The following is a 20,060-nucleotide window of genomic DNA, read 5'->3' on the forward strand; positions in this document are numbered from 1 at the left end:
ATGCTATTCGGACAGATTACGAAGCCGCTGTTTGCGGCCGGTCGGGTGGTAGGCGAAATCGTCAACGATGCTGCCACCCAGCAGATGTTCGGCAATGATGCGATCGACCGCCTCTTCCGTGACGCCACCATAATAAGTGCCCTCGGGAAAGACCTGCAGGACAGGCGCAAGGTTGCAGGGGCCAAGACAGGTTGACTTGGCAGTCATGGTGCCGTCACCTGCAATCCGAAGCTTCTGCCGTTCCTGCTGGTTGCGCAGATGACCCCAGATCACATCCGCACCTGCCGAGTTGCATGGCGCCCCCTGGCAGACTAGCACACGACGCTTCTGCGCCGGGACCAGCGATCCTTCGCCTGCCGGGCGAACAGGCCCTGAAAGGTCAAGCGCCTGCGCCGTTGCGGCCAGATCTTCGAGCAGGCGTGCCATCAGGCTGCTCGATGTGGGGCTTGCTGTTATGGAAAGGGACGGCCATGGCCGGAGGTCGCCTGCCCGCCATCGTTTCAATGTCTTGGTCATCCAGTTGTGAAAACTGGGCTCGAGCGGCAGCATCAGCGGAACGATCAGGACATGGCCGACATCCTCATCGATCAGCTCGAACAGCGCTTCATGGAGTGACGGTGTTCCCTGCTCCGTGAAGGCGATGCGAACGGTCTGAGCGCCGCAAAGCCCTTCGGCCTGCATTGCCAGCCGCTGCATGTCCTGATGAGGCGCGGCGGCAAAGGCCGACTTGGCGACAAGCAGCACCGCGTCCGGCACGGAAGGCTCGCGATGGGTGGGATGGGTACTATCTGTCACATTGCCTCATTCACGAGGCGGCGTCGAAAATGACGGGTCTCCGGCAGAAGACCGGAAACAGCCATCATTCCCATGGCACCCCCCGACCACGGAATTACATGATGTCAGGCAGGTCTCCTGGCTTGCGGGTCGAGGCCGTCTCACCTGTCTTCCCGGCATCGCTGCCAGTGACATCGTGGGCGATCGGCTCACCGCTTACAGTTGCGGGACAGCTCCGGAATTTAACCGGATTCCCTCTTAGCTTCCGCCGGGCGGCGAAAGAACCATGACGGAGCGACCCTACACTGCCGCCGGTCACTGTCAACCGGCCTGCACGGGTAGTCTGATTTCCACGCAACAAAGCTTCATAGATGTGTTACGTTATAAAATAACGTTAAGCATGACAAATACCTGGCCGTCAAGGCTCTCCTCTAAGGAATTGGCTGAGAGACTGGCGGGACGCGAAACCACAATGTTTGATGTCTGTGGGTCAAATCGACGAAAGACAGGCGACCTAGCCTTTCAACGCCGTCAGATAATCGATCACGGCGCGGGCATGCACGGGAAGTCCCGCAAAACTTCGAGCACAGATAAGCAGATGACGGCGCGCCCAGACATCAGAGATCGAGACTGTCCTGAAGGGCAATTCGGCCTGATACCTCAAGGCATAGACCTCCGGCACGATGGCAAGCCCGACACCGCTGCTGACCATGGCGCAGATATCTTCGAAACTATCCAGACGGATACGCAATTTGAACGGCCGGCCCTCGCGCGCCGCATGGGTTGCCAGATGCCCCTGAAGCGCACTTTCCGCCGGAAGGCCGACAAAGGGTTCGTCGAGAAGCTCCGCGAACGTTACCATATTCCGGTCCGCGAGTGGATGGCTGGCAGGTGTGATCAGAACAAGCCTGTCGATCTCGAAAGGCCGTGTTTCCAGCGTTCCCGTATCGGTCGTGTCCGCCGCAATGCCGAGATCCGCTTGCCCGGCGGCAACGGCTGCAACCACATCGGGGCTCTGGCGCTCTTCAAGGTCTATGTCGATGGTCGGGTGATCCACGAGATATCGGCGAAGGGCGCCGGGAAGATGCGCCATTGCCGCCCGCCCCGAAAATATCCGGACTTGCCCCCGCAGACCCCGCGCATAAAGCTGCAGATCACCCCTCATCTGCTCCATCTGCCCAAGCACGATACGGGCATGGTGGGCCAGAGCATCCCCCGCCGGCGTCGCTTTGACCCCGCGGGCGCCACGATCGAGAAGCGACACGCCGCTCATTTCCTCCATACCGCGAATACGCGCGCTCGCCGATGGCAAGGCCATGCCCGTGCGGTCTGCTCCCTGCGTAATACTTTCCGCCTCGACCACGTGAAGAAACAGGCGGAGGTCGGTCAAATCGAAGCGCATTTGCCCCTCCGGTCCGGACCCTTCGGATAATCCGAAGGGTTTCCTTGTATCTTCCGCATTGTGCGAAGTCACGGACAACGATCATTGTCGCCGTAGTTTATTGATCCGGAACGACAATTCATGGACGCCTCAGAAGCCCTCCTCCGCGCCATCGCCTTCAGACTGGCGCTGCTCGTCCTTGCTGTGTTCGCTGCAAGGACGCTCCCCGACAACAGGCCGGCAATCGACGCAACAGTTACCGCATCCGTCGCCTACGGATCACCGCATTCGGACAAGGACAGCGCTCTCATGCGCGACACGGCTTTGCATGACTAGGGAGCCGGGCACCCGATAGACACGGAAGCACTCGCATCTAAACCAGCTTCGCGTCGTAAAGCCGCTCCATGAAACCGCGCGGCGCAACCGTCCTCGAAATTTCCGCCAGTGGAAAGCCACTTCCGGCCAGCGGCAGGAAACCTTTTTCGAAGGCGTAGTCGAGATAACGCATCATCAGCATCACATCGCATTCGTGGCAGTTGATCCCGGTTCCGGCAAGCGCCTGCCGCGCTTTGCCGGTGTCGTATCTGGCGCTGTCACGCACGTAATCGGCATTGCCCAGCATCGACAGAAGATCGGTGAAGACCGAGCTGTAGGCTTTACCCTCCCGCAGCATCCGGCCCTGATTGAGCGCATCGAAGTAATTGTCGCGTGACAATTCGCGCACCACATAGCCGCAATCGCGCACCTGTTCCACCAGCGTGTTCCAGTCGATCGGTTTCGGATTGACGAGATTGAAGGTGCGGCGGTTGTGCGCGCGCCAGTTCATGGCGAGATGCAGGCTCGCCCGTGCCACGTAATCGACCGGCGTGATATCGAAATCTTCATCCGATGCGAAAGTGAAGCCGGTTTCCACAATGGCGCGCACCGCTTCGTAATAGATACCCTTCACCTTGGTCTGCGTCAGCGGATAACGACCGGTACGGCTGTCACCCCAGATGTTCCCCGGGCGTACGATGATGAAATCGAGACCCTTTTGCCCGGCGGCGTGCATCAGCTTTTCCGACTCGAACTTGGAACGTTCGTAATCCATGTCGGGAAAACGCTGGCCGACGTCGAGCGCATCCTCATAGAGCGTAAACTCCTCGTAGAGCTTGTCGCCGATGACGCTGAAGCTCGATGTATGCATCAACGGGATTTTACCCTCGAGGCAAAACTCCACCATATTGGCCGAACCGCCGACGTTGACCGGCGCAATCTTGCTGTAGGATGCGATGAGATTGACATTGGCCGCGCAATGCAGCGCAAGATCGATCCTTTCGGCAAGGTCACGCCATACATGCCTTTGCAGGCCGAGATGCGATCTGGAAACATCGCCGAGAACAGGCACGATGCGGGCGGCGGCCTCCCCCTTGAGGCTGCGTTCCTCGTCATAGCAGAAGAGGATGCTCTCGATCTTGCCCATCGCTTCCGCCATGTCGGCGGCGCGCACCAGGCAATAGACCGTGGCTTTTGTTGTGTTGAGCAGTTCCTGCAGCATGCGTCCGCCCATGACGCCGGTGGCGCCGGTCAGCAGAATATTGTCCACGCCGTTATCGTAAGTCATCGCCGATCTCCGTTTAGAGCGTTCCGACCCGCATGCCGCCATCCATCGGGATCACTGCGGCATTGAGGTAATTGGTTTTGCAGGTGGCCAGAAACGTCACCACTTCCGCCACATCATCAGGCGTGCCCCAGCGTCCGACCGGGACGATCGAGCGCACCAGACGTTCATCGGCCACCGTGTCGTTGATGCCTTCCTGTTCGAAGGGTTTGGACATGTTGGTCTTGCAGATGCCCGGCGCAATCGCCGTGACGCTGATGTTGAACTGTCCGAGTTCCTGCGCCCAGGATTCCGAAGCCTTGATGAGACCGGCCTTGGAGGCGGCATAAGCCGCCCCACCCCCTGCCCCCCAGATGCCGGCAATCGAGGCGATATTGATGACCCGCCCGTAACGCTGGCGGACCATCGAGCGCGTAAAGACACCCGTGCAGTTGAACGCACCCGCAAGGTTGACGTCGATGACCTTGCGGGACTGCGTCTGGCTGCGGTCGTTGACGCAATAGGTGCGATCAAGAATGCCGGCATTGTTGACCAGTACGGTCACCGGCAAACCCATTTTCTCGGCAATGGCACCCGATGCCTGCTCGACGCTGCCATGATCGGTGACATCCATGGCGAAAACGCCAAGGTGCCCGGGTTTTCCGATCTCCTGTTCAAGGCGTTGCAGCGCGGTAACGTCGATATCAACAGCCGCTACCGCATAACCAACATCGAGCAACGCAAGGGTAATGGCGGCGCCGAAGCCGCCTGAAGCACCGGTCACGACCGCAATTTGCTGGCTCACGCGACTTCCTCGTCCTTGAAGGCGATTTCCATGACCTTGCGGGCATTGACGAGCGCATCGGAGATGCGTTCCTCGAAGAAATGCACGTCGTCCTGGTTCATCAAGAGGTTGGAATAGATGCGCGACAGCGGTGAGAACTGGATGCCGTGGCGCTTGCTCACCTCGCGGATGATGATGTCGCAGAATTTCACCTTGTGCGAATAGCCCTCGGAGCGATCCACCGGCTCTTCCTGCGAATGGTAGACCAGCGCCGTCGGCATGCCCTGAATGACGAGCGGCATTCCGGCAGCCTTCGCCGCTTTGGTGAAGACGCCCGAAATCTGTTCGGTGTAGCGGCGCATCCGGTCATAGCAACCCGGATCCTTCTCGACGATATCGAAGGTGGCCTTGATGGCGGCGAGACCCAGCGGGTAACCGTTAAAAGTGCCGGCATGGATGACTTTGCCGCGCGTATAGAGATCCATGATGTCGCGCCGGCCGGCAATGGCGGAAATCGGCATCGATCCGCCGCCCAGCGCCTTGCCGAAGGTGGCGAGATGCGGCGTGACGCCGAGAATATCCTGAGCGCCGCCGAGCCCAAGACGCACGCCGGTGATGATCTCGTCGAAGATCAGCACGATATTGTGCTCTTCGCACAGTTCCTTGGTGCGCTCCAGATAACCTTCGACCGGGAAGATACCGCCGCCATTGATGCAGATCGGTTCCATCAGCACGGCGGCGATCTCGTTACCGTAGCGGCGGATGGTGGCTTCCAGCGCGTTGATGTCGTTCCACGGCAGCATGAAGCTCTGGCTTTCCAGCACGCCCTCGGCGCGGCCGAGCGTATCGAGCATGTCGCCCTGGTATTTTTCCGGCACGGGGAAATCGAGATTGTCCTTCTTGCGGAAGCCCATGACGTTGTCGGCATTGCCGTGATAATGGCCATGGAAGCGGATGAAGCGGTTCTTGCCGGTAAAGCCGCGCGCCAGCCGCAGCGCATTCTGCACCGCCTCGGTACCGCTCAGGCAAAACCGCACCATCTCGGCGCAGGGAATATGCTTGATCATCAGTTCCGCCACCTCGATCTCCAGATCGCAGGTATCGACGGAGGTGACCTTCTCCATGTAGCGGATCAGCGCTTCATTATAGGCCTCATTGTGATGGCCGACGAAAAGTGCGCCGAATTTGCAGAAGAGATCCAGATGTTCATTGCCGTCGAGATCCCATACGCGGGAATTGCGGCCCTTGTTGAAGGGCACCACGAAGGCGCGCTCGGCGTCGCCGAAATTATAGTGGGTGCCGCCCGGCATCAGTTCCCAGAGCCGTTTGTAGAAATCGCGCGAAATCTTCAGCGTCAGCTTGCTGTCCGTATCTGTGATCATGGCTGTGCGTTCTCCAGTTTGGCCGGCGATGCTGCCGGGGCGGTTCCGATTGACGGGGATGGATGCCGTGTCGGCGGCGTTGAAGGATCGAACGGATTTTCCGTCCAGGGCCGGTAGCGGTAGAGTGCGTCTGGCACCGGTAGGCCAGCGTTTTTCAGCGCTTCGAGCCTTGCAAGATAGGCCGCGTTGCGCATCAGAAGATCGGCGATAACGACGACGGAGCGGTGCTCGACCGGCTCGTAAGGGCTGCCACGCAACCATTCATTGATCGCGCCCATGGCCGGGCCGCACCAGATCTGGTAGTCGACCGCGCGGGATTTCTCTCCGGCAATCGCCCAGCGGGAGGATTGGCCGAGATACCACTGGAAGACCAGCGCCATGCGCTTTTTCGGATGCGTTTCCGCCGCCTCGATAATTCTGGGGTTGCCGCGCGCCTGAAAGAACTGCCGGGTCTCTTCCCAGACCTGCGGCAAGGAGCGTTGGAAGAATCCGCTTTCCAGGCTGGCGATTTCCGCTGCCGGAATGTCTTCGAGACCGTCATATTGCTTGTAGAGATTGTAAAGCTTCTGGGCGCGCATGGCATACATGGTGCCGCCCTTCAGCACCTGCACCTTGGAGCCGATCTCGAACATGTCGGCGGATGGCGCCATCGCCATGTCGTCCATCTTCGCCCGCCCCAGCAGGGTCTTCACCTGCGGCGACGTGCCGGCCTCGATGCAGGCCTGATTGATCGACCCCGTGCAGACATAGGCCGCGCCCATGGCGAAAGCCGCATAGACCGCCTGCGGATTGCCGATGCCGCCAGCTGCGCCGATGCGGATGCGGAATGCCTCTCCCCTGAGGTCGGCTATTTCGTCTTTTAGCGCCGCAACGGAAGGAAAGGCGCAATTCAGCACGCCATTATCGGTATGGCCACCGGAATTGGCCTCGACGGTGATGTCGTCGGCCATCGGCAGCTCGCCCGCCATCGCCGCCTGTTCGGCGGAAATCAGACCGTCCTCGACCAGCCTTGAAAGGATTTTTTCCGGAGCCGGATTGATGAAATGCTGTGCCACTTCGCGGCGCGAAACCTTGGCGATGATGCGATGGCGTGCTTCGACAGTCCCCTGCCCGTTACGAACGAGCCCGGCCGCACGCCAATAAACGATGGCCGGCGAAAGGTTCATATAGGCAGAAGCCTCTACCACCTTCACGCCATGGCGGATGCACAGACGCACCACATCCATTTCCCATTCGGCATCGCCGGGATTATGCAGCAGATTGACGCCGCAAGGCCCGTGCGGCAGGGCGGCGCTTATGCGCGCCAGCGCCGAGGCGACACGCTCCCTGCCAAGCCCACCCGCACCGAAAAAACCCAGAAGCCGTTCCTTGCCAAGTGCGATCACCATTTCTTCGGAGTGAATGCCATTGGCCATCGCCCCGGCATAATAAGCCATGCGCACGCCGTAATCGCGCAGGAAACCCGGATCGCCGAGTTGGCTGGGTGTCAGCACGGGTACAATTCCCCGGCATTTTTCCACGTCGGTACAGGAAGTTTCGAGCGACCGCTGGCCACCAAATTCGAGTACATAGAGGCGTTTATCGAGATCAGCGACAAGCCCACCCATTGCCTCGATGGTCGTGGGGTCAATACCCGCCTGTTTTTTCCATGTCCGGAAAAGCGGTGTGGAATTGATGTGCGGATTTTCATTCATGCTGCGGCCACCCATGATGATTGGTCGGTGCGGCGACGGGCAAAACCGGCGCCGAGATTGTCGCAAATGCCGATGACATTGCCTTTGTGGATGATCTCGGCGACGAAGACGAAGGATGCGGTCTCCAGCGTCACACCGTCCTCGCCATAAGCGAGGTCGATCGACTTGCAGGTCAGGCGATACCTCAGCGTATCGCGCTGTGGCTTCACCTCCCCCCGGAACTTGGCGCTGTATTGATGGTCGGTCAGCGTATGTCCGCTCAGGTGAGGCACCGAATAAAGCCCGAGATAGGCCAGGTAGAATTTCAGAAGCTGTTCGCAGCCTTCCACCAGCAATGTTCCCGGCACACAGGGGTCGTTCTTGAAATGCGCCTTGAAAGCCCAGTGATCAGCATCGATGTCGCGCTCGCCGACCACCACGCCGAGGCCGAACGCGCCGCCTTTGGGGTCGACATCCACCACCCGGTCGAGCATTCTGGCCATCGGTGTCCACAGCTTTGGCGCGGCAGTTTCAGTTCTGTAGTCAAGACCAAAGCAGCTTGCCGGATCACCGTTGCCCAGTGCCTCGATATCGTCTTCGCTGAAACGATCCTTCGTGCAGTTCAGCAGCGGTGTGAAGGGTTGCCGCACAGCACCGTCATTTTTCAGGAAGGGAGCCGGATCGACACCCTTTGAGCGTTCCAGATCGCGCGGCAGGAAAAAGCCGGAATTCGCCTCCAGCCGGAAAACGGGCCGCTCATCGGCAAGGCACCAATATTCGTAGGAAACCAGAATATTACGGCCGACCTTGAGGAAGGATTTGATATCCACCCGACCGCGCAGCAATTCGCCGGCGCGCGGCATTTCGCCATAAACGAAGGTGCGGCTGTCCACCGCCCGATAGCGCAATTCACCCCGGAACAATTGATCGCAGCCGATAAGCGTGAAGGCGACGATCATCGCATGTGAAGATTCCAGCGCCACGAAAGCTGGAACCTTGTCCTCGCACATGAACCAGGCATCGGCGGGCAGATCGAGTTCCCATTCGATGCGGCAGGGCTCCAGCGCACCGGCCTTGGCCGTCGTGCTGGTAATGCGCGAGGCGAACATATAGGGCGGCGATGGCATGCGCGTGCGCACCGCATAGGTATCGGCCAGCGCATAATCCGGCCCGAGCACGCGGCTGACCGCACCATCCGTCAGCTCGATCAACTGCGCTTCATCGAACAATGCGGCACGCGCTGGACTAACCGTCTCACCGGACATCATATGGCTCAAGCGACGATAGAACGCCTGCTCGGTCTGCATGAAGCGCAGGTTCGTCTGCGCGTTCCGGATCGCCTGCCGCTGCTGCCAGGTCAGCGGCAGGCGTGGGAAGCAGCCGGAGACCGGGCCATCGAAAGCTTCGGTCACCACTGCCGGGGACATCTGTGGCCGCATTGCAGGTGGAGATTTTCCAAACAGGGCAAAATTGGTGGGATCGAGAATGATCTCGGCCATGGTCCGCTCCCGCCCGGTAAAGACCCTTACGAGCAAAGGATCGGTCGCCGAAACACCCGCGGGAGCGCTGACCGCCTGAGGCCGCGCCACTGTCGGGCTTTCCAGCAATATATGCGTATAGGCCCGATCGACCCCCATACCACTGATTGCCGCCAGTTGCGGCCCCGTCGAACGCTGCGGTGACAGGCCGTAATGCAGGACCAGCGCGGTATGGATGAGGCTCAGCATGCCGGAAGCCGCACCAAGATGGCCGTAGTGACGCTTTGAACTGTCCGCAGCAACGGTGGCGCCATAGACCCTGGCAAGCCCCTCCGCCTCGATGCGGGCTTCCACATCATCCGCCATGCTGTAGCGTTCGAGATAACTTATCTCTTGCGGCGCAACGCCTGTTTTTTGCAGGCAGGCCTCCGCCACATTGGCCACGGCATCCGCCGATGGCTGGAAGGTGGTGCCCGGCGTTGTGTCATGGCGGATTTCAAGGCCACGAAGGCGGGCATAGGCGCGTCCGGCCGGCCCGCCATCCGCTTTTTCGAGCATAAGCACGCCGCAGCCTTCCCCCACGGGCTGGCTGCGATTTGGGTTGGCATAGATCATGTTTTCCAGCCCGCCATCGCAGGCGCTGCTGGCCAGAATGACCGCATCGACCATATTCTCGGAAAGCATGTAGCGCGCCAGTTGCAGCCCCTTGAAAGCCGAGCTTTCATGCGCGCACAGGGCAAAAGCCGGTCCGTCCAGCCGCAGATGCGCGGCCACACGGCTTGCGACGATGTTGCCCACCCCACCGGTAATGCCTTCGGCGAAGGGTTCGGGAAACAGACTGTCCTTGACGATTCCTTGCAGACCGACGAGCTGCTCTGCCGAAAGTTTTATGCCCGCCCTGTCGAGGCTGTCGCGCAATTGCCAGCCGATCTCGTTGCGCGCCTGATAACGCAGGCAGCTATGATCGACATCCCGTGCGACGATGACCGCGATGTTACGCCTCTGCCCGTCCAGCGCATAACCCGCATCCAGAAATGCCCGCTCGGCCACCGGCAGCAGAAAGGCGTGGGCCAGAAGGTGATTGCCGATGACTTTCGGCGGCAGCTTGAAATGGCGGCAATCGAAATCGAAACTCTCGATATAGCCGCCGGCCGGCGCTTCTCCGATCCCACCCAGCGCCAGAATATCGGCGCGCTTTTCGAGACCCAGCCCGCGCGTGCGTGGCAATGGCTGAAACCATTGACGTCCGGTCGTTATCGTCTCGCGAAACGTCTCGACATTATCGGTTCCCGGCAGGGCCATGGCGATGCCGACAATATCAATTCCGGCCGGAGTGGTGGTAGGTGGGGTTGTAATCGTCGGCACCATCGCGCCCGCAACATGCTCGCGCAGCACCATGTGGCCGTTGACGCCACCGAAACCGAAGGCATTGATGCCGGCACGGCGCGGTTTTTCACCCCTCGCCCAGGGTTTGTTTTCGCGAACGATATGATCGCGCTTCACAAGCCCTTTGGGCGTCGTCACAAGGTTTTCTATTTGCAGCGTCGCCGGTATCAGGTCATGCTGCATCGCCAGCAGCACCTTCAGCAGGCTTGCCATGCCCGATGCGGTGAGGCTGTGGCCGTTATTGGCCTTGTTGGCGCCAAGAAGCGGTATCGACGTTTCGCCAAAGAAGCGCTCAATGGTCGAAAGCTCCACCTGATCACCCGCCGGTGTGCCCGTCGCATGGCATTCCAGATAATCGATATCAGGCGAAATGCTGGCATAGGCGCGTTGCAGCGCCAGCATCTGCCCGTGCGGATCAGGCAGCAGCATGTGCTTGGCGCCGCCATCATTGGAAACGCCGATCGCCTCGATGACACCGTAAATCCGGTCGCCGTCGCGCAGCGCGTCTTCGTAACGTTTCAGCGCCACGATGCCGGCGCCTTCCCCGGCCTTCAATCCTTGCGAGGACCGGTCGAAGGGGACCGAGCGGCCATCGGTCGGAAAAGCCTGCAGAACGTTGAAACCATGGTCGAGATAGATATGGTCCGCATGGCAGACCGCGCCCGCCAGCATCATGTCGGCGCTGCCGTCGAGAAGATAGGAACTGGCCACGCGGATGGCGTAAAGCGCCGAGGAGCAGGCCGCGTCAATGGCATAGGTCGGCCCTGAAAGACCAAGTGCCAGCGCCGCGATCGTGGCATTGTGACTGCCGGTCATGAGATTGAGCCCGGACAGGCCGCTGGTATCCCAATAGGCGGGGAAAGAAAAATCCGGCCGGTCCAGCAGTTCCCGCAGATAGGGCTCGAGAATCCGGTGATAAAAACCCGACATCAGACGTTTGCCGGAATGAGTCGGCATGCCGATATTGCCGGCGATCAGGCCGCAACGCTGTGGTGATGCGCCGCTGTCTTTAAGCGCCTGACGCGCCGCATGCATGGTCCAGTGAAACAGCGGGTCGAGTGTGGCGAGGTCCTTCGCCGGCAGACGATAACCTTCGGCCTCGAAACGGAAGTCACGCACGTGGCCATTCCGGTTGTAGCAGATATGATCGGCCGTACCCGGCTCGGGATGATAATAAAGCGCTGGATCGATACCCAGTTCAGCAACGGAGAGCGGCGACGTGCTGTCCCTGCCCTCGACCAGATTGCGCCAGTAACGATCCGGGGTATCCGCGCCCGGAAAGACGCATCCGAGCCCCGTAATTGCTATCTGTCCCATCGCGATCATCCTTCAAATGGCGCGCAGAGGGAGAGCGTCTCCGGCCTGAACCGGAATACGGAAACGCTTCTCACTGCCTGTCGTTATGAGTTTATGGAAAGCCTTCGCTTTTCCGGGCCTTGATCGGGGCGGCTATTCTGCCGCCTCGACCTTGTCTTCGCGCCCGACCAGCCGCTCTCGCAATTGCCGGGAAACGGTGAACTGGACATCCGAGAGCCGGAAATAAAGTTGTCCCGCCTCGTCATGCACGGCGATATCCACCAGAAGGCTCGCCTGCGTCAGGGATTTTATCGTCATGGAGAGGAAGAACGGCTGGCCGAAACCGAGCTCTGCAAACTGGTCGACGCGGCCGATGGCGGAAGGAAGTCCGGCATAGTCACTGCCGAGGATCAGCCATAACCACGGCGCCTGCATGAATACATCGCCGAGATAGGCATTAAACGAGGTGGTGCGAAACTGCCCCTGCATTGCTTCTTCCACCGGCGTCAGCTCGCAAGCGAGTGTGAGGCCGTGATCGCCACCGTTCAGCACCTCCCGCAGCCCCCGGAAGCTCGGGCCATGGAACAGAAGCGGACCTTCCTGCGGCGTGCCGTAAAGCGGGTAACCCAGCGGCTCATCATCCTTGCCCAGATCAAAGGCCCCGAGACGTGGGCGAAGGCTCAGCTCGCGGCTCAACACCACGGTGCCCATATAGCGGTTCTGACGCTCGGAGCCGGTCCGGCTATAGACCGAGATCGTCAGGGGATGCCTGTCACCAGCCAATGGGCCTGACACATCCACCGCCGGTTCTATCTGCGCTTCCAGCAGGCAGGATTCTCCCGCCTCCAGCGTGACACCCTTCAGAACCTTGAAACCGAGCAGGGTTTCAAAACGGTAGCCAGGCAGCATATCTTCCACCAGCTTGACCAGCCAGCTGGCCGCGGCCGTGGCAGGCAGGACGTAACGTCCGTCGACCACATGGTCGGCCAGGAAGGGCGCAGTAGTGAGATCGACCCTGCGCTCCACGACACGCGGTGCGACCTTCGTCTTGACCGTTTTTGCGACCCTGTAGCTGTCGCCGCCGACGAGAATTTGTGGACCATGACCGGAACCGAATTCTTCAGCGAAGAACCGTGTCCCCGTTTCCACCGGAATGATCGCCAGCCCGCGTTCACCATAGGCCTTCTTGAGCACGTCATTGACCATGCCGCTGTCCCAGGGACCCCAGCCTATGCTGCGCACAAAGGCGCCCGGATAATGCGCCTTGAACATATGCGCGAACTTGTTCAGCACCTCGTTCGCCATCGCATAGTCGGTCTGTCCGGCATTGCCGAAGAAGCCCGATACGGATGAAAAGAGCATAAGCTGCCTGATGGTATCCGGCTGCATTGCCCGCATCAGATTTTGCAGACCCCGCACCTTGGTATGGAAGACCGCGCGGAAATCCTCCGCCGTCTTTTTCTCGATACGCTTGTCCGCAAGCAGGCCCGCACCGTGAATGATGCCGGTTATCTTGCCAAAGGTCTCCTCCACCGCAGTCACGGTGCGTTCGACATCCTTCGCATCGGCGATATCGCAGGCGAAATAGGCCGCCTTGCCGCCAAGCTCTTCGATCTTCGCCAGCGTCTGCCGAATTTGCACCGCATGGCGTACACCATTCAGCATTTTTTCGACCTTCACCGGTGTCGGCTGTTCACCTTCGGCCTGCATCGCCGCAATCGCGGCTGCCTTCAGCGCCTCATCTCCCTCGATGCCTTCTGCCCAGCTGGGCAATGGCGCGTCGATATCGGTTCGTCCGAGGAGAGCGAAACGAACGGGATAGCGCTCCGCAAGAGCGATCACGCAATCGGCGGTGATGCCGCGCGCGCCGCCACTGACGAGAAGCACGCTATCCGTATCGAGTACAGTTTCCGGCTGGTCGACCACCGGTTCGGCCTGGTTGGTCAGGGTCATGCGGGACCCGTCAGGACCACGCCCCACCTCCGCCAGTGCGGTTTGCGGGTCTTCCAGCTCTTCGATCAGGATGCCGGCTGCTTCCTCGTCGGGCAGTGCCGGATCGATATCCACAAAGCGGCAGAAAACATCGTCCCACTCAACGGCAAGTGATTTCGACAATCCGCCGAAACTTGCACCGATGGCGTTGAACAATCCCCTGCCCGATGTTCCAAGAGCACCGTCGCATCGGCTGGCGATGAAGAAGGAACTGCGTGCTCCCGTCCCCGTCAGGCGTGGCTGAAGCACTCCAGCCAGCGTGAAGAGTATTTCCGCCGCCTCGTAACCCGTTTCCGTAAACACCTCGCCGATCGATGCCGCAGCCGTTGATGGCTGCAGATGGATGAAGCCGCCAATCGGGCCTTCCGTCTGTTCGATTTCAGCGATCATGGCCTCTATAGCCACCCTGCCGCGATCCTGGAGACCGTAATCCCGCACACCTTCCATCGTCGGCATGGACGATGACTGTTTTGCGGTTCTCTTGCCCTTTGCCGGTTTGACCGGCGCGGATATCTGAAGGCGTGCGACCTTCTCGCCCAGGGTAACGAGGCGGGAGGCCACCGCCTCACTCAGTCCCTTGCCATCATCAACAAGCAGCCAGATCCGTCCCGCACCAAGGGTCAGCGATGTCCGGTCGGGCCGGGCAAGGTCCTGAGGAACCACTCGCTGACGATAGACGGAAGGGGCGGCATTGAGTGGCTGAGCAGGAAACGCGGATGCATCCTGCTCAGCCGAAGCTTTTTTTGGCTGTGATATCTCCCCATCGCCGATGTCCGACAGTTTCGTTGATGTCACCACGCCGAGACGTTGCAGGGTCACAACGGAGGCGCCGGTTGAAGCCGGGGCGCTGGCGGGTGCAGTCGACGCCGCGGTTTTGGCGACGGCCGCAGCCATTGGAGTGGCCCCTTTGATATCGGCCAGCAACTCACCGATAGTGCGCAGGAAGAACTGCGTCATCTTGTGAATATTGCTCATGGTTTCGATATCGAAATTCTCGTCGTTGCGGTTCTTGTCCGCATCTTCAAGAAGCCGGGTGCCGCTCGAGAGCCGGTCGAACATGGCCCCGAAAATCTCCAGCCGCTTGATGGAGTCGATGCCGAGATCGGCCTCGAGATCCATCTGGTCGCCGATCATGTCGACCGGATAACCCGTGCGCTCGCTGACGATGTCAGTCAGTTCGCGGATCAGCCGCTCCTCGGTGATCCCTTCAAGCACCGCAATTCTTGCCTGATCCTCGGCGTTGAGTGCCGGGGCCGAGATAACCGGTGCTGGGGCAGCAGCAACGGCTGAACTGCCTTTCACGGCCACAAGCAACTCATCGACCGTACGCAGGAAGAATTGCGTCATCTTGCGGATATTGCTCATGGTTTCGATGTCGAAATTCTCGTCGTTGCGGTTCTTGTCCGCATCTTCAAGAAGCCGGGTGCCGTTCGACAGCCGGTCGAACATCGCGCCGAAAATCTCCAGCCGCTTGATGGAGTCGATGCCGAGATCGGCCTCAAGGTCCATCTGGTCGCCAATCATATCGACCGGATAACCCGTGCGCTCGCTGACGATATCCGTCAACTCGCGGATCAGCCGCTCTTCGGTAATGCCTTCGAGAACCGCGATCCTCGCCTGGTCCTCGTCACTGAGAGCAGGAGCCGGTGTGGCGGGTGCCGGCGTCAGAGGCACGGTTATCTGCGGTGCAGCCATCACCGGCATCACCGGTTTCGGTGCAGCTATGGAGGCGATCGGTGCAGAAACCGCCCTATCGGCAGCCCTGGGGGCAGCCAATGGCGCCGGCGCGAAACTCTCCTGCCGCGTTACCGTAACCGGCTGCGCCGGTTTCGGCATGTCCAGCATATTGGGAATATAGGCGGGGGAATGCGGCAGGCTACGAACCACCTCGCCGCTGATCAGGGACATCTGGTTGTCGAAATAGCGCTCGTGATTGAGATGGTAGAGTTCCTGATTGCGCTCCAGCAATTGCAGGCTGCGCGCAAGGCTCGCGGTCATGCTTTCCATCTGCGGATGACCTTGGAATTTTTCCAGAAGGTTATGCTGCTTGCTGACCAGAGATCCCAGCATATTGATATATTCGCTCTGGTTGGTCTGAAACTGCTGGTGAAGCTGGCTGAGCAGATTCTGGCTTTCGATCTGCCTGTCCATCTGGTCCGGCTTCGACATATTTTCGGATTGGCTGGTCATCGCTATCTCGATCCTGTCAGTGTCATGGGAGGGCTGAATGGAGGAGGACAAAGGGGGAAAGGAAGGAAGAGTTTTCGCAATCGGCGCAACAGGTTGAGGCACAGCCTGAACGACCGGAGAAGTGGCCGGTTCAGGCGAGCCTGCAGCACGCTCGGCGATGAACTTTTCCACCACGGCCGTATCATGCCGCAGCGCGTGTTCGCGCCGCGCGCGGTTTTTGTCGGTCAGATAAAAGCCGCCCTGCAGCCTGAAACTGGTTGCCGGCTTCACCGATCGATCCTCCGGCGGGCGCGGGCGGGCATAGGGGTCGGCTTCGGCAAGAGCCACACCTTCCACCACCAGTTTTGCCAGTGCCCGGCGGAATTGCAATGCTTCCTCGCCATTGGCGCTCGGGTTGAGCGAAACCACCGCATGCGGTTTGCCCTTCAGTATGTCACCGGTCAGTTTACCGAGAATGCCTTTCGGCCCGATCTCGACGAACAGATAACCGCCATCGGCGTGCAGTCGCTCGATCATGTCCCGGAACCGCACGGGCTGCACCAGTTGCTGGACAAGCGCATCACCATAAAGCGCGGGGTCGCTGCCGTAGGGCTCCGCCGTCGCGCTTGAATAAAGCGCGCAGCTTGGATGCGAGAATTCAATTCCGGCAATTCCATCCCGGAACGGATCCGCCGCATGTCTGACGTAAGATGTGTGAAAGGCCGTCGAAACCGGAAGCGTCTGGCAACGGCGGCCCCGTTCGGTTAGCCAGGCCTGGGCGCGGGCAATCGCCTCGGTGGCGCCGCCGAATACCAGCTGCTCCGGCGCATTATCATTGGCGATTACGATATCCGGCACGGCCGCCAGCAATTCCGCCGCTTCCTCCCGGCGCATCTGTGCCGCAAGCATCGCACCGGGATCGTCAAGCCCGCTCGGAGTTTCGACAGCCCGACCACGGGCAAGCGAGGCCCGGTGAAAATCCCCATCCGAAAGCACGCCTGCCGCCCACAGGGCTGTAAGCTCGCCATAGCTGTGTCCGGCAACAAAATCCGGAGTGAAACCAAGCCGTTTCAACAATTGGAAATAACCGGCGCTTACCGCACCGATAGCCGGCTGCGCATTGGCGGTGCGGGTAAGTTCACGGGCCTGCCGCATGGTCTCTTCGTCGGAAAAGGCCGGCGGCGGATAGATCACACCCGAAAGGGCTGGCAGGCCTGCCTCTACAGCCACGGCATCCGCGGTTTCCACGGCATGGCGCAACTCCGGGTAATCGACCGCGACCCCAGACCCCATATTGACATATTGCGCGCCCTGCCCGGGGAAAAGCGCGACGACACGGCCTGCCACTGGGGCGGCCTCAGGCTTGTAGTAAATTCCGGCCGGATGATCGAAACCCTGATCGGGACTGGATTGCAACAGCGCCAGAGCTTCCGTCAGCAACGCGCGCGCCTGTTCGGGCGTCGCGGCCGCAAAACCGAGGCGAGCGGATGCCGCAGGTGGAGAAAGCCTGCCACCATCGGCCAGATGTGCGTCGAAGAACGCCGCCCTGCCCTCGCCGGAAAGCTGCGAAAGCGCATCACGGCAGGTCGCCTCCAGCAAAGCCGGGTTTGCCGCATGAAACACGAAGACCTCAGCGGTGCGGTTCAGCCGGTATGTCTGTTCCCGCGTTTCCTGTTCGTATTCCTCGAGAATGACGTGAAAATTGGTGCCGCCGAAACCGAAGGCGCTAAGGGCGCCGCGCCGCAGCTCGCCGCCAGCCGGGCGCATCCATGGCCGTGCGAGGCTGTTGACGTAAAAGGGTTTTGCGAGAACATCGGTGGGGTCTTCCACATTGATGGTTGGCGGCAGGACCTTGTGATAGAGGCCAAGCGCCACTTTCATCATTGCCACCGCACCTGCCGCGCAGCGCGTATGCCCGATCTGCGATTTGATGCTGCCAATCGCAATGGCATGACCCGCATCGATGCCCTGTTCCTCAGACAGTCTGATAAGGCTTTTAATCTCGGTCTCGTCACCGGATTCCGTGCCGGTGCCATGCGCTTCGATCAGCTGAATATCGGCAAGCGTTAGCCCGGCCTGGCTATAGGCGCGCTTCAAAGCCTTCACCTGCCCCTCGGAACGCGGCGCAAAGATGCTTTTGGCACGACCGTCGCTGGAGGCGCCAAGCGCGCGGATCACCGCATAAATGCGGTCGCCATCACGCTCGGCATCCGCAAGCCGCTTCAGCACCAGATAACCGACGCCATCACCCAGCATCATGCCGTCCGACTGCTTGTCGAATGGCCGCGAACGGTTGCTTTTCGACAAAGCCGGCGTCTTGCTGAAGCACAGGAACGAGAAAATCGAGTTCTCGAGATTGACGCCGCCGGTCAGAACAGCGTCGCAGCTGCCATCCGTCAGTTCACCAATGGCGGCCTTGATGGCGGCGAGACTGCTCGCGCAGGCGGCATCCACCATATAGGACGTGCCGCCGAGATCGAAGTAACTGGCGATACGGCCACAGGCCACGTTACCGAGAAAGCCAGGAAAACTATCCTCGTTCCATTCCAGCGACAGCCCCTGCAAGCGTTCAATCGTTTCTTCCGCCACTTCGGCGGACAGGCCGCTATTTACGAGAATCTGGCGCAGGAACGGAACCTGCTGCCGCACGGCGAGCGAGAACGCCGTATTGCCGTTGCCGGAGCCACCCAGAATGACACCGATGCGGTCACGGTCGGTCTTTTCAGCGCCCGCGCCGAGCAGACCGGCATCCGCCATCGCCTGTTTTGCAACATGCAGCGCGAAAAGCTGCGCCGTACTGATTGATTGAAGCATCAGCGGCGGCAGCTTGAAACCGGCGGGATCGAAATCGATCGGCGGCACAAAGCCGGCCTTGCGGCCATAGACCTTGTCAGCGGCGCGCGGATCAGGATCGTAGAAGTCCTCCGGCCGCCAATATTCCACAGGATCGACCGTGCCTATGTCGCGGATCGCATCATGACCGTTCACGATATTGGACCAGAAATCATAGAGATCGGCCGCATCGGGAAAATGGCTGGCCATGCCGACAATGGCGATATCGAGAGGTGGCGGTGCGGAATTACGGTTTTGCAGCATCACAGGAATAGTCCTTCCCTGGGGACGAGAAGCAACGCTCCCGTCAGAGACAAGAAAAATTACGATGTAATTCAGAAATGGAGGCCGTATCGCATGCAAAAAATATTATTAATACTCCGAGTTCGGAATATTAATATGAGAGTTTTCTCAGTTCATTTCGCCTTTATGCGTCTGAGGCTGTATAAAACATACATTCATTCATTTGAAAAGCATTAATATACTTTGCGTTGAAGTTTTCATAAATCCGACATCTTCAGTTGAATTAGTGAAAACTGGCTGTCAAAAGCCCCGCTTTAAATCTCGGATTTTCTCGTAAATATCCGCGAACCCGGAGCCGCCTGTCAGCGACTGCCGGAAGCAAAGGAACAGAAAACCGCGGACCGGTTTTCCCTGGGCATTCCCTGCAGGCCTATCAACCAGCCGTTGCCGGCATCGGATTTTGCCCGATCTCAGCCATTTCACCGGCAGATTGTCTCGCAGCCAGAAAGCGGCTGATAATCAAATGCATCATGTCGGCTTCTTCGAGTGGCCGGAAATCGGGATCGACCGCCAGGCGTGAGAAAACGCCGTCTATCAGCGCCGCGATCCATGTCGCAGCACGCTCGGCGTCGAGATTGGCGTCAATCTGGCCACGCTCCATTCCCTTGCGCAAAAGATCGGTGATCCCTGCCCGGATTTCCTGATCGGCTGCCCTGACAAGCGCATGAATAGCCGGGTTGCGGATCGCTTCTGAGGCGATCTCCAGCACCAGCCGGGCATAGGTGGGGTCGGTGGCAAGTTCCAGCGATGCATCGACAAAGCCCAGAACCGCACCGAACTGATTATCCGCCGCGCCAAGTTCGGCAAAATAGGCGGCGGTTTCCCGCCGCTCTTCGGCAACGATCGTTTCGATGATCGCTTCCTTGCTGGCGAAATAATGGAAAAGATTGCCGGAGCTCATGCCGACCGCCGCGCATATCTGCGCCGTGGTGGTCTGGTGAAACCCGTTTTGCGCAAAGCAGCTTATGGCAGCTTCAAGTATCTGCTGCCGCTTGGCTTCATGCTTTGCCGGATCGAGCTTGCGGGCCATG

10 protein-coding genes and 1 riboswitch are annotated in these 20,060 nt (G+C 59.8%); of the genes, 1 reads left to right on the forward strand and 9 read right to left on the reverse strand.

Annotation, left to right across the window (positions count from 1 at the left end):
• Nucleotides 1-3: 3 nt before the first annotated feature.
• Both QSV77_RS05685 and QSV77_RS05690 read right to left on the reverse strand, forming a co-directional pair.
• Nucleotides 4-795 carry a (2Fe-2S) ferredoxin domain-containing protein gene (locus QSV77_RS05685; protein WP_302732801.1) on the reverse strand — a complete coding sequence of 264 codons (792 nt, stop codon included), beginning with the start codon at nucleotides 793-795 and terminating at the stop codon, nucleotides 4-6.
• 89 nt (nucleotides 796-884) lie between these two features.
• A riboswitch (cobalamin riboswitch) is annotated at nucleotides 885-1,078 on the reverse strand.
• Between the two features lie 210 nt (nucleotides 1,079-1,288).
• A complete protein-coding gene (locus tag QSV77_RS05690) occupies nucleotides 1,289-2,176 on the reverse strand; it encodes a LysR family transcriptional regulator (RefSeq protein ID WP_302732802.1) in 888 nt (295 codons plus the stop codon).
• Nucleotides 2,177-2,296: 120 nt separating this feature from the next.
• On the opposite strand from QSV77_RS05690, the gene QSV77_RS05695 reads away from it, so the two are divergent.
• On the forward strand, nucleotides 2,297-2,491 hold the full coding sequence (locus QSV77_RS05695; protein WP_302732803.1) for a hypothetical protein: 195 nt from the start codon (nucleotides 2,297-2,299) through the stop codon (nucleotides 2,489-2,491).
• 37 nt (nucleotides 2,492-2,528) lie between these two features.
• Here the strand turns inward: QSV77_RS05695 and QSV77_RS05700 are convergent, their stop codons facing one another.
• From QSV77_RS05700 to QSV77_RS05730, 7 genes are all read right to left on the reverse strand, one after another.
• The gene (locus QSV77_RS05700; RefSeq protein ID WP_302732804.1) at nucleotides 2,529-3,758 is read right to left on the reverse strand and encodes a thioester reductase domain-containing protein; all 1,230 of its coding nucleotides are present in this window, start codon (nucleotides 3,756-3,758) and stop codon (nucleotides 2,529-2,531) included.
• A gap of 13 nt (nucleotides 3,759-3,771) precedes the next feature.
• Nucleotides 3,772-4,539, reverse strand: a complete 768-nt coding sequence (locus tag QSV77_RS05705; RefSeq protein WP_269699570.1) for an SDR family NAD(P)-dependent oxidoreductase — start codon at nucleotides 4,537-4,539, stop codon at nucleotides 3,772-3,774.
• Nucleotides 4,536-5,900, reverse strand: a complete 1,365-nt coding sequence (locus QSV77_RS05710) for an aspartate aminotransferase family protein (protein ID WP_205125313.1) — start codon at nucleotides 5,898-5,900, stop codon at nucleotides 4,536-4,538. Before QSV77_RS05710 ends, QSV77_RS05705 begins: the two co-directional genes overlap by 4 nt.
• Complete coding sequence (locus QSV77_RS05715; RefSeq protein WP_302732805.1) at nucleotides 5,897-7,594, reverse strand: PfaD family polyunsaturated fatty acid/polyketide biosynthesis protein; 1,698 nt, start codon at nucleotides 7,592-7,594, stop codon at nucleotides 5,897-5,899. Before QSV77_RS05715 ends, QSV77_RS05710 begins: the two co-directional genes overlap by 4 nt.
• Complete coding sequence (locus QSV77_RS05720; RefSeq protein ID WP_302732806.1) at nucleotides 7,591-11,754, reverse strand: beta-ketoacyl synthase N-terminal-like domain-containing protein; 4,164 nt, start codon at nucleotides 11,752-11,754, stop codon at nucleotides 7,591-7,593. The genes QSV77_RS05715 and QSV77_RS05720 overlap by 4 nt, the downstream gene beginning before the upstream one ends.
• 132 nt (nucleotides 11,755-11,886) lie before the next feature.
• Complete coding sequence (locus QSV77_RS05725) at nucleotides 11,887-18,990, reverse strand: type I polyketide synthase (protein ID WP_302732807.1); 7,104 nt, start codon at nucleotides 18,988-18,990, stop codon at nucleotides 11,887-11,889.
• A 412-nt stretch (nucleotides 18,991-19,402) separates the two neighbouring features.
• Nucleotides 19,403-20,059, reverse strand: a complete 657-nt coding sequence (locus tag QSV77_RS05730; protein ID WP_302732808.1) for a TetR/AcrR family transcriptional regulator — start codon at nucleotides 20,057-20,059, stop codon at nucleotides 19,403-19,405.
• Nucleotide 20,060: the final 1 nt, after the last annotated feature.

The sequence above is a fragment of the Agrobacterium sp. V1 genome (assembly GCF_030518355.1).
Taxonomy (GTDB): domain Bacteria; phylum Pseudomonadota; class Alphaproteobacteria; order Rhizobiales; family Rhizobiaceae; genus Agrobacterium; species Agrobacterium cucumeris.

Bases quoted from the DNA above. Each gene is read 5' to 3' on its own strand.
- QSV77_RS05690 (WP_302732802.1), bottom strand. From the start codon at position 2,176: ATGCGCTTCGATTTGACCGACCTCCGCCTGTTTCTTCACGTGGTCGAG.
- QSV77_RS05695 (WP_302732803.1), top strand. From the start codon at position 2,297: ATGGACGCCTCAGAAGCCCTCCTCCGCGCCATCGCCTTCAGACTGGCG.
- QSV77_RS05700 (WP_302732804.1), bottom strand. From the start codon at position 3,758: ATGACTTACGATAACGGCGTGGACAATATTCTGCTGACCGGCGCCACC.
- QSV77_RS05710 (WP_205125313.1), bottom strand. From the start codon at position 5,900: ATGATCACAGATACGGACAGCAAGCTGACGCTGAAGATTTCGCGCGAT.
- QSV77_RS05715 (WP_302732805.1), bottom strand. From the start codon at position 7,594: ATGAATGAAAATCCGCACATCAATTCCACACCGCTTTTCCGGACATGG.
- QSV77_RS05720 (WP_302732806.1), bottom strand. From the start codon at position 11,754: ATGGGACAGATAGCAATTACGGGGCTCGGATGCGTCTTTCCGGGCGCG.
- QSV77_RS05725 (WP_302732807.1), bottom strand. From the start codon at position 18,990: ATGCTGCAAAACCGTAATTCCGCACCGCCACCTCTCGATATCGCCATT.
- QSV77_RS05730 (WP_302732808.1), bottom strand. From the start codon at position 20,059: ATGGCCCGCAAGCTCGATCCGGCAAAGCATGAAGCCAAGCGGCAGCAG.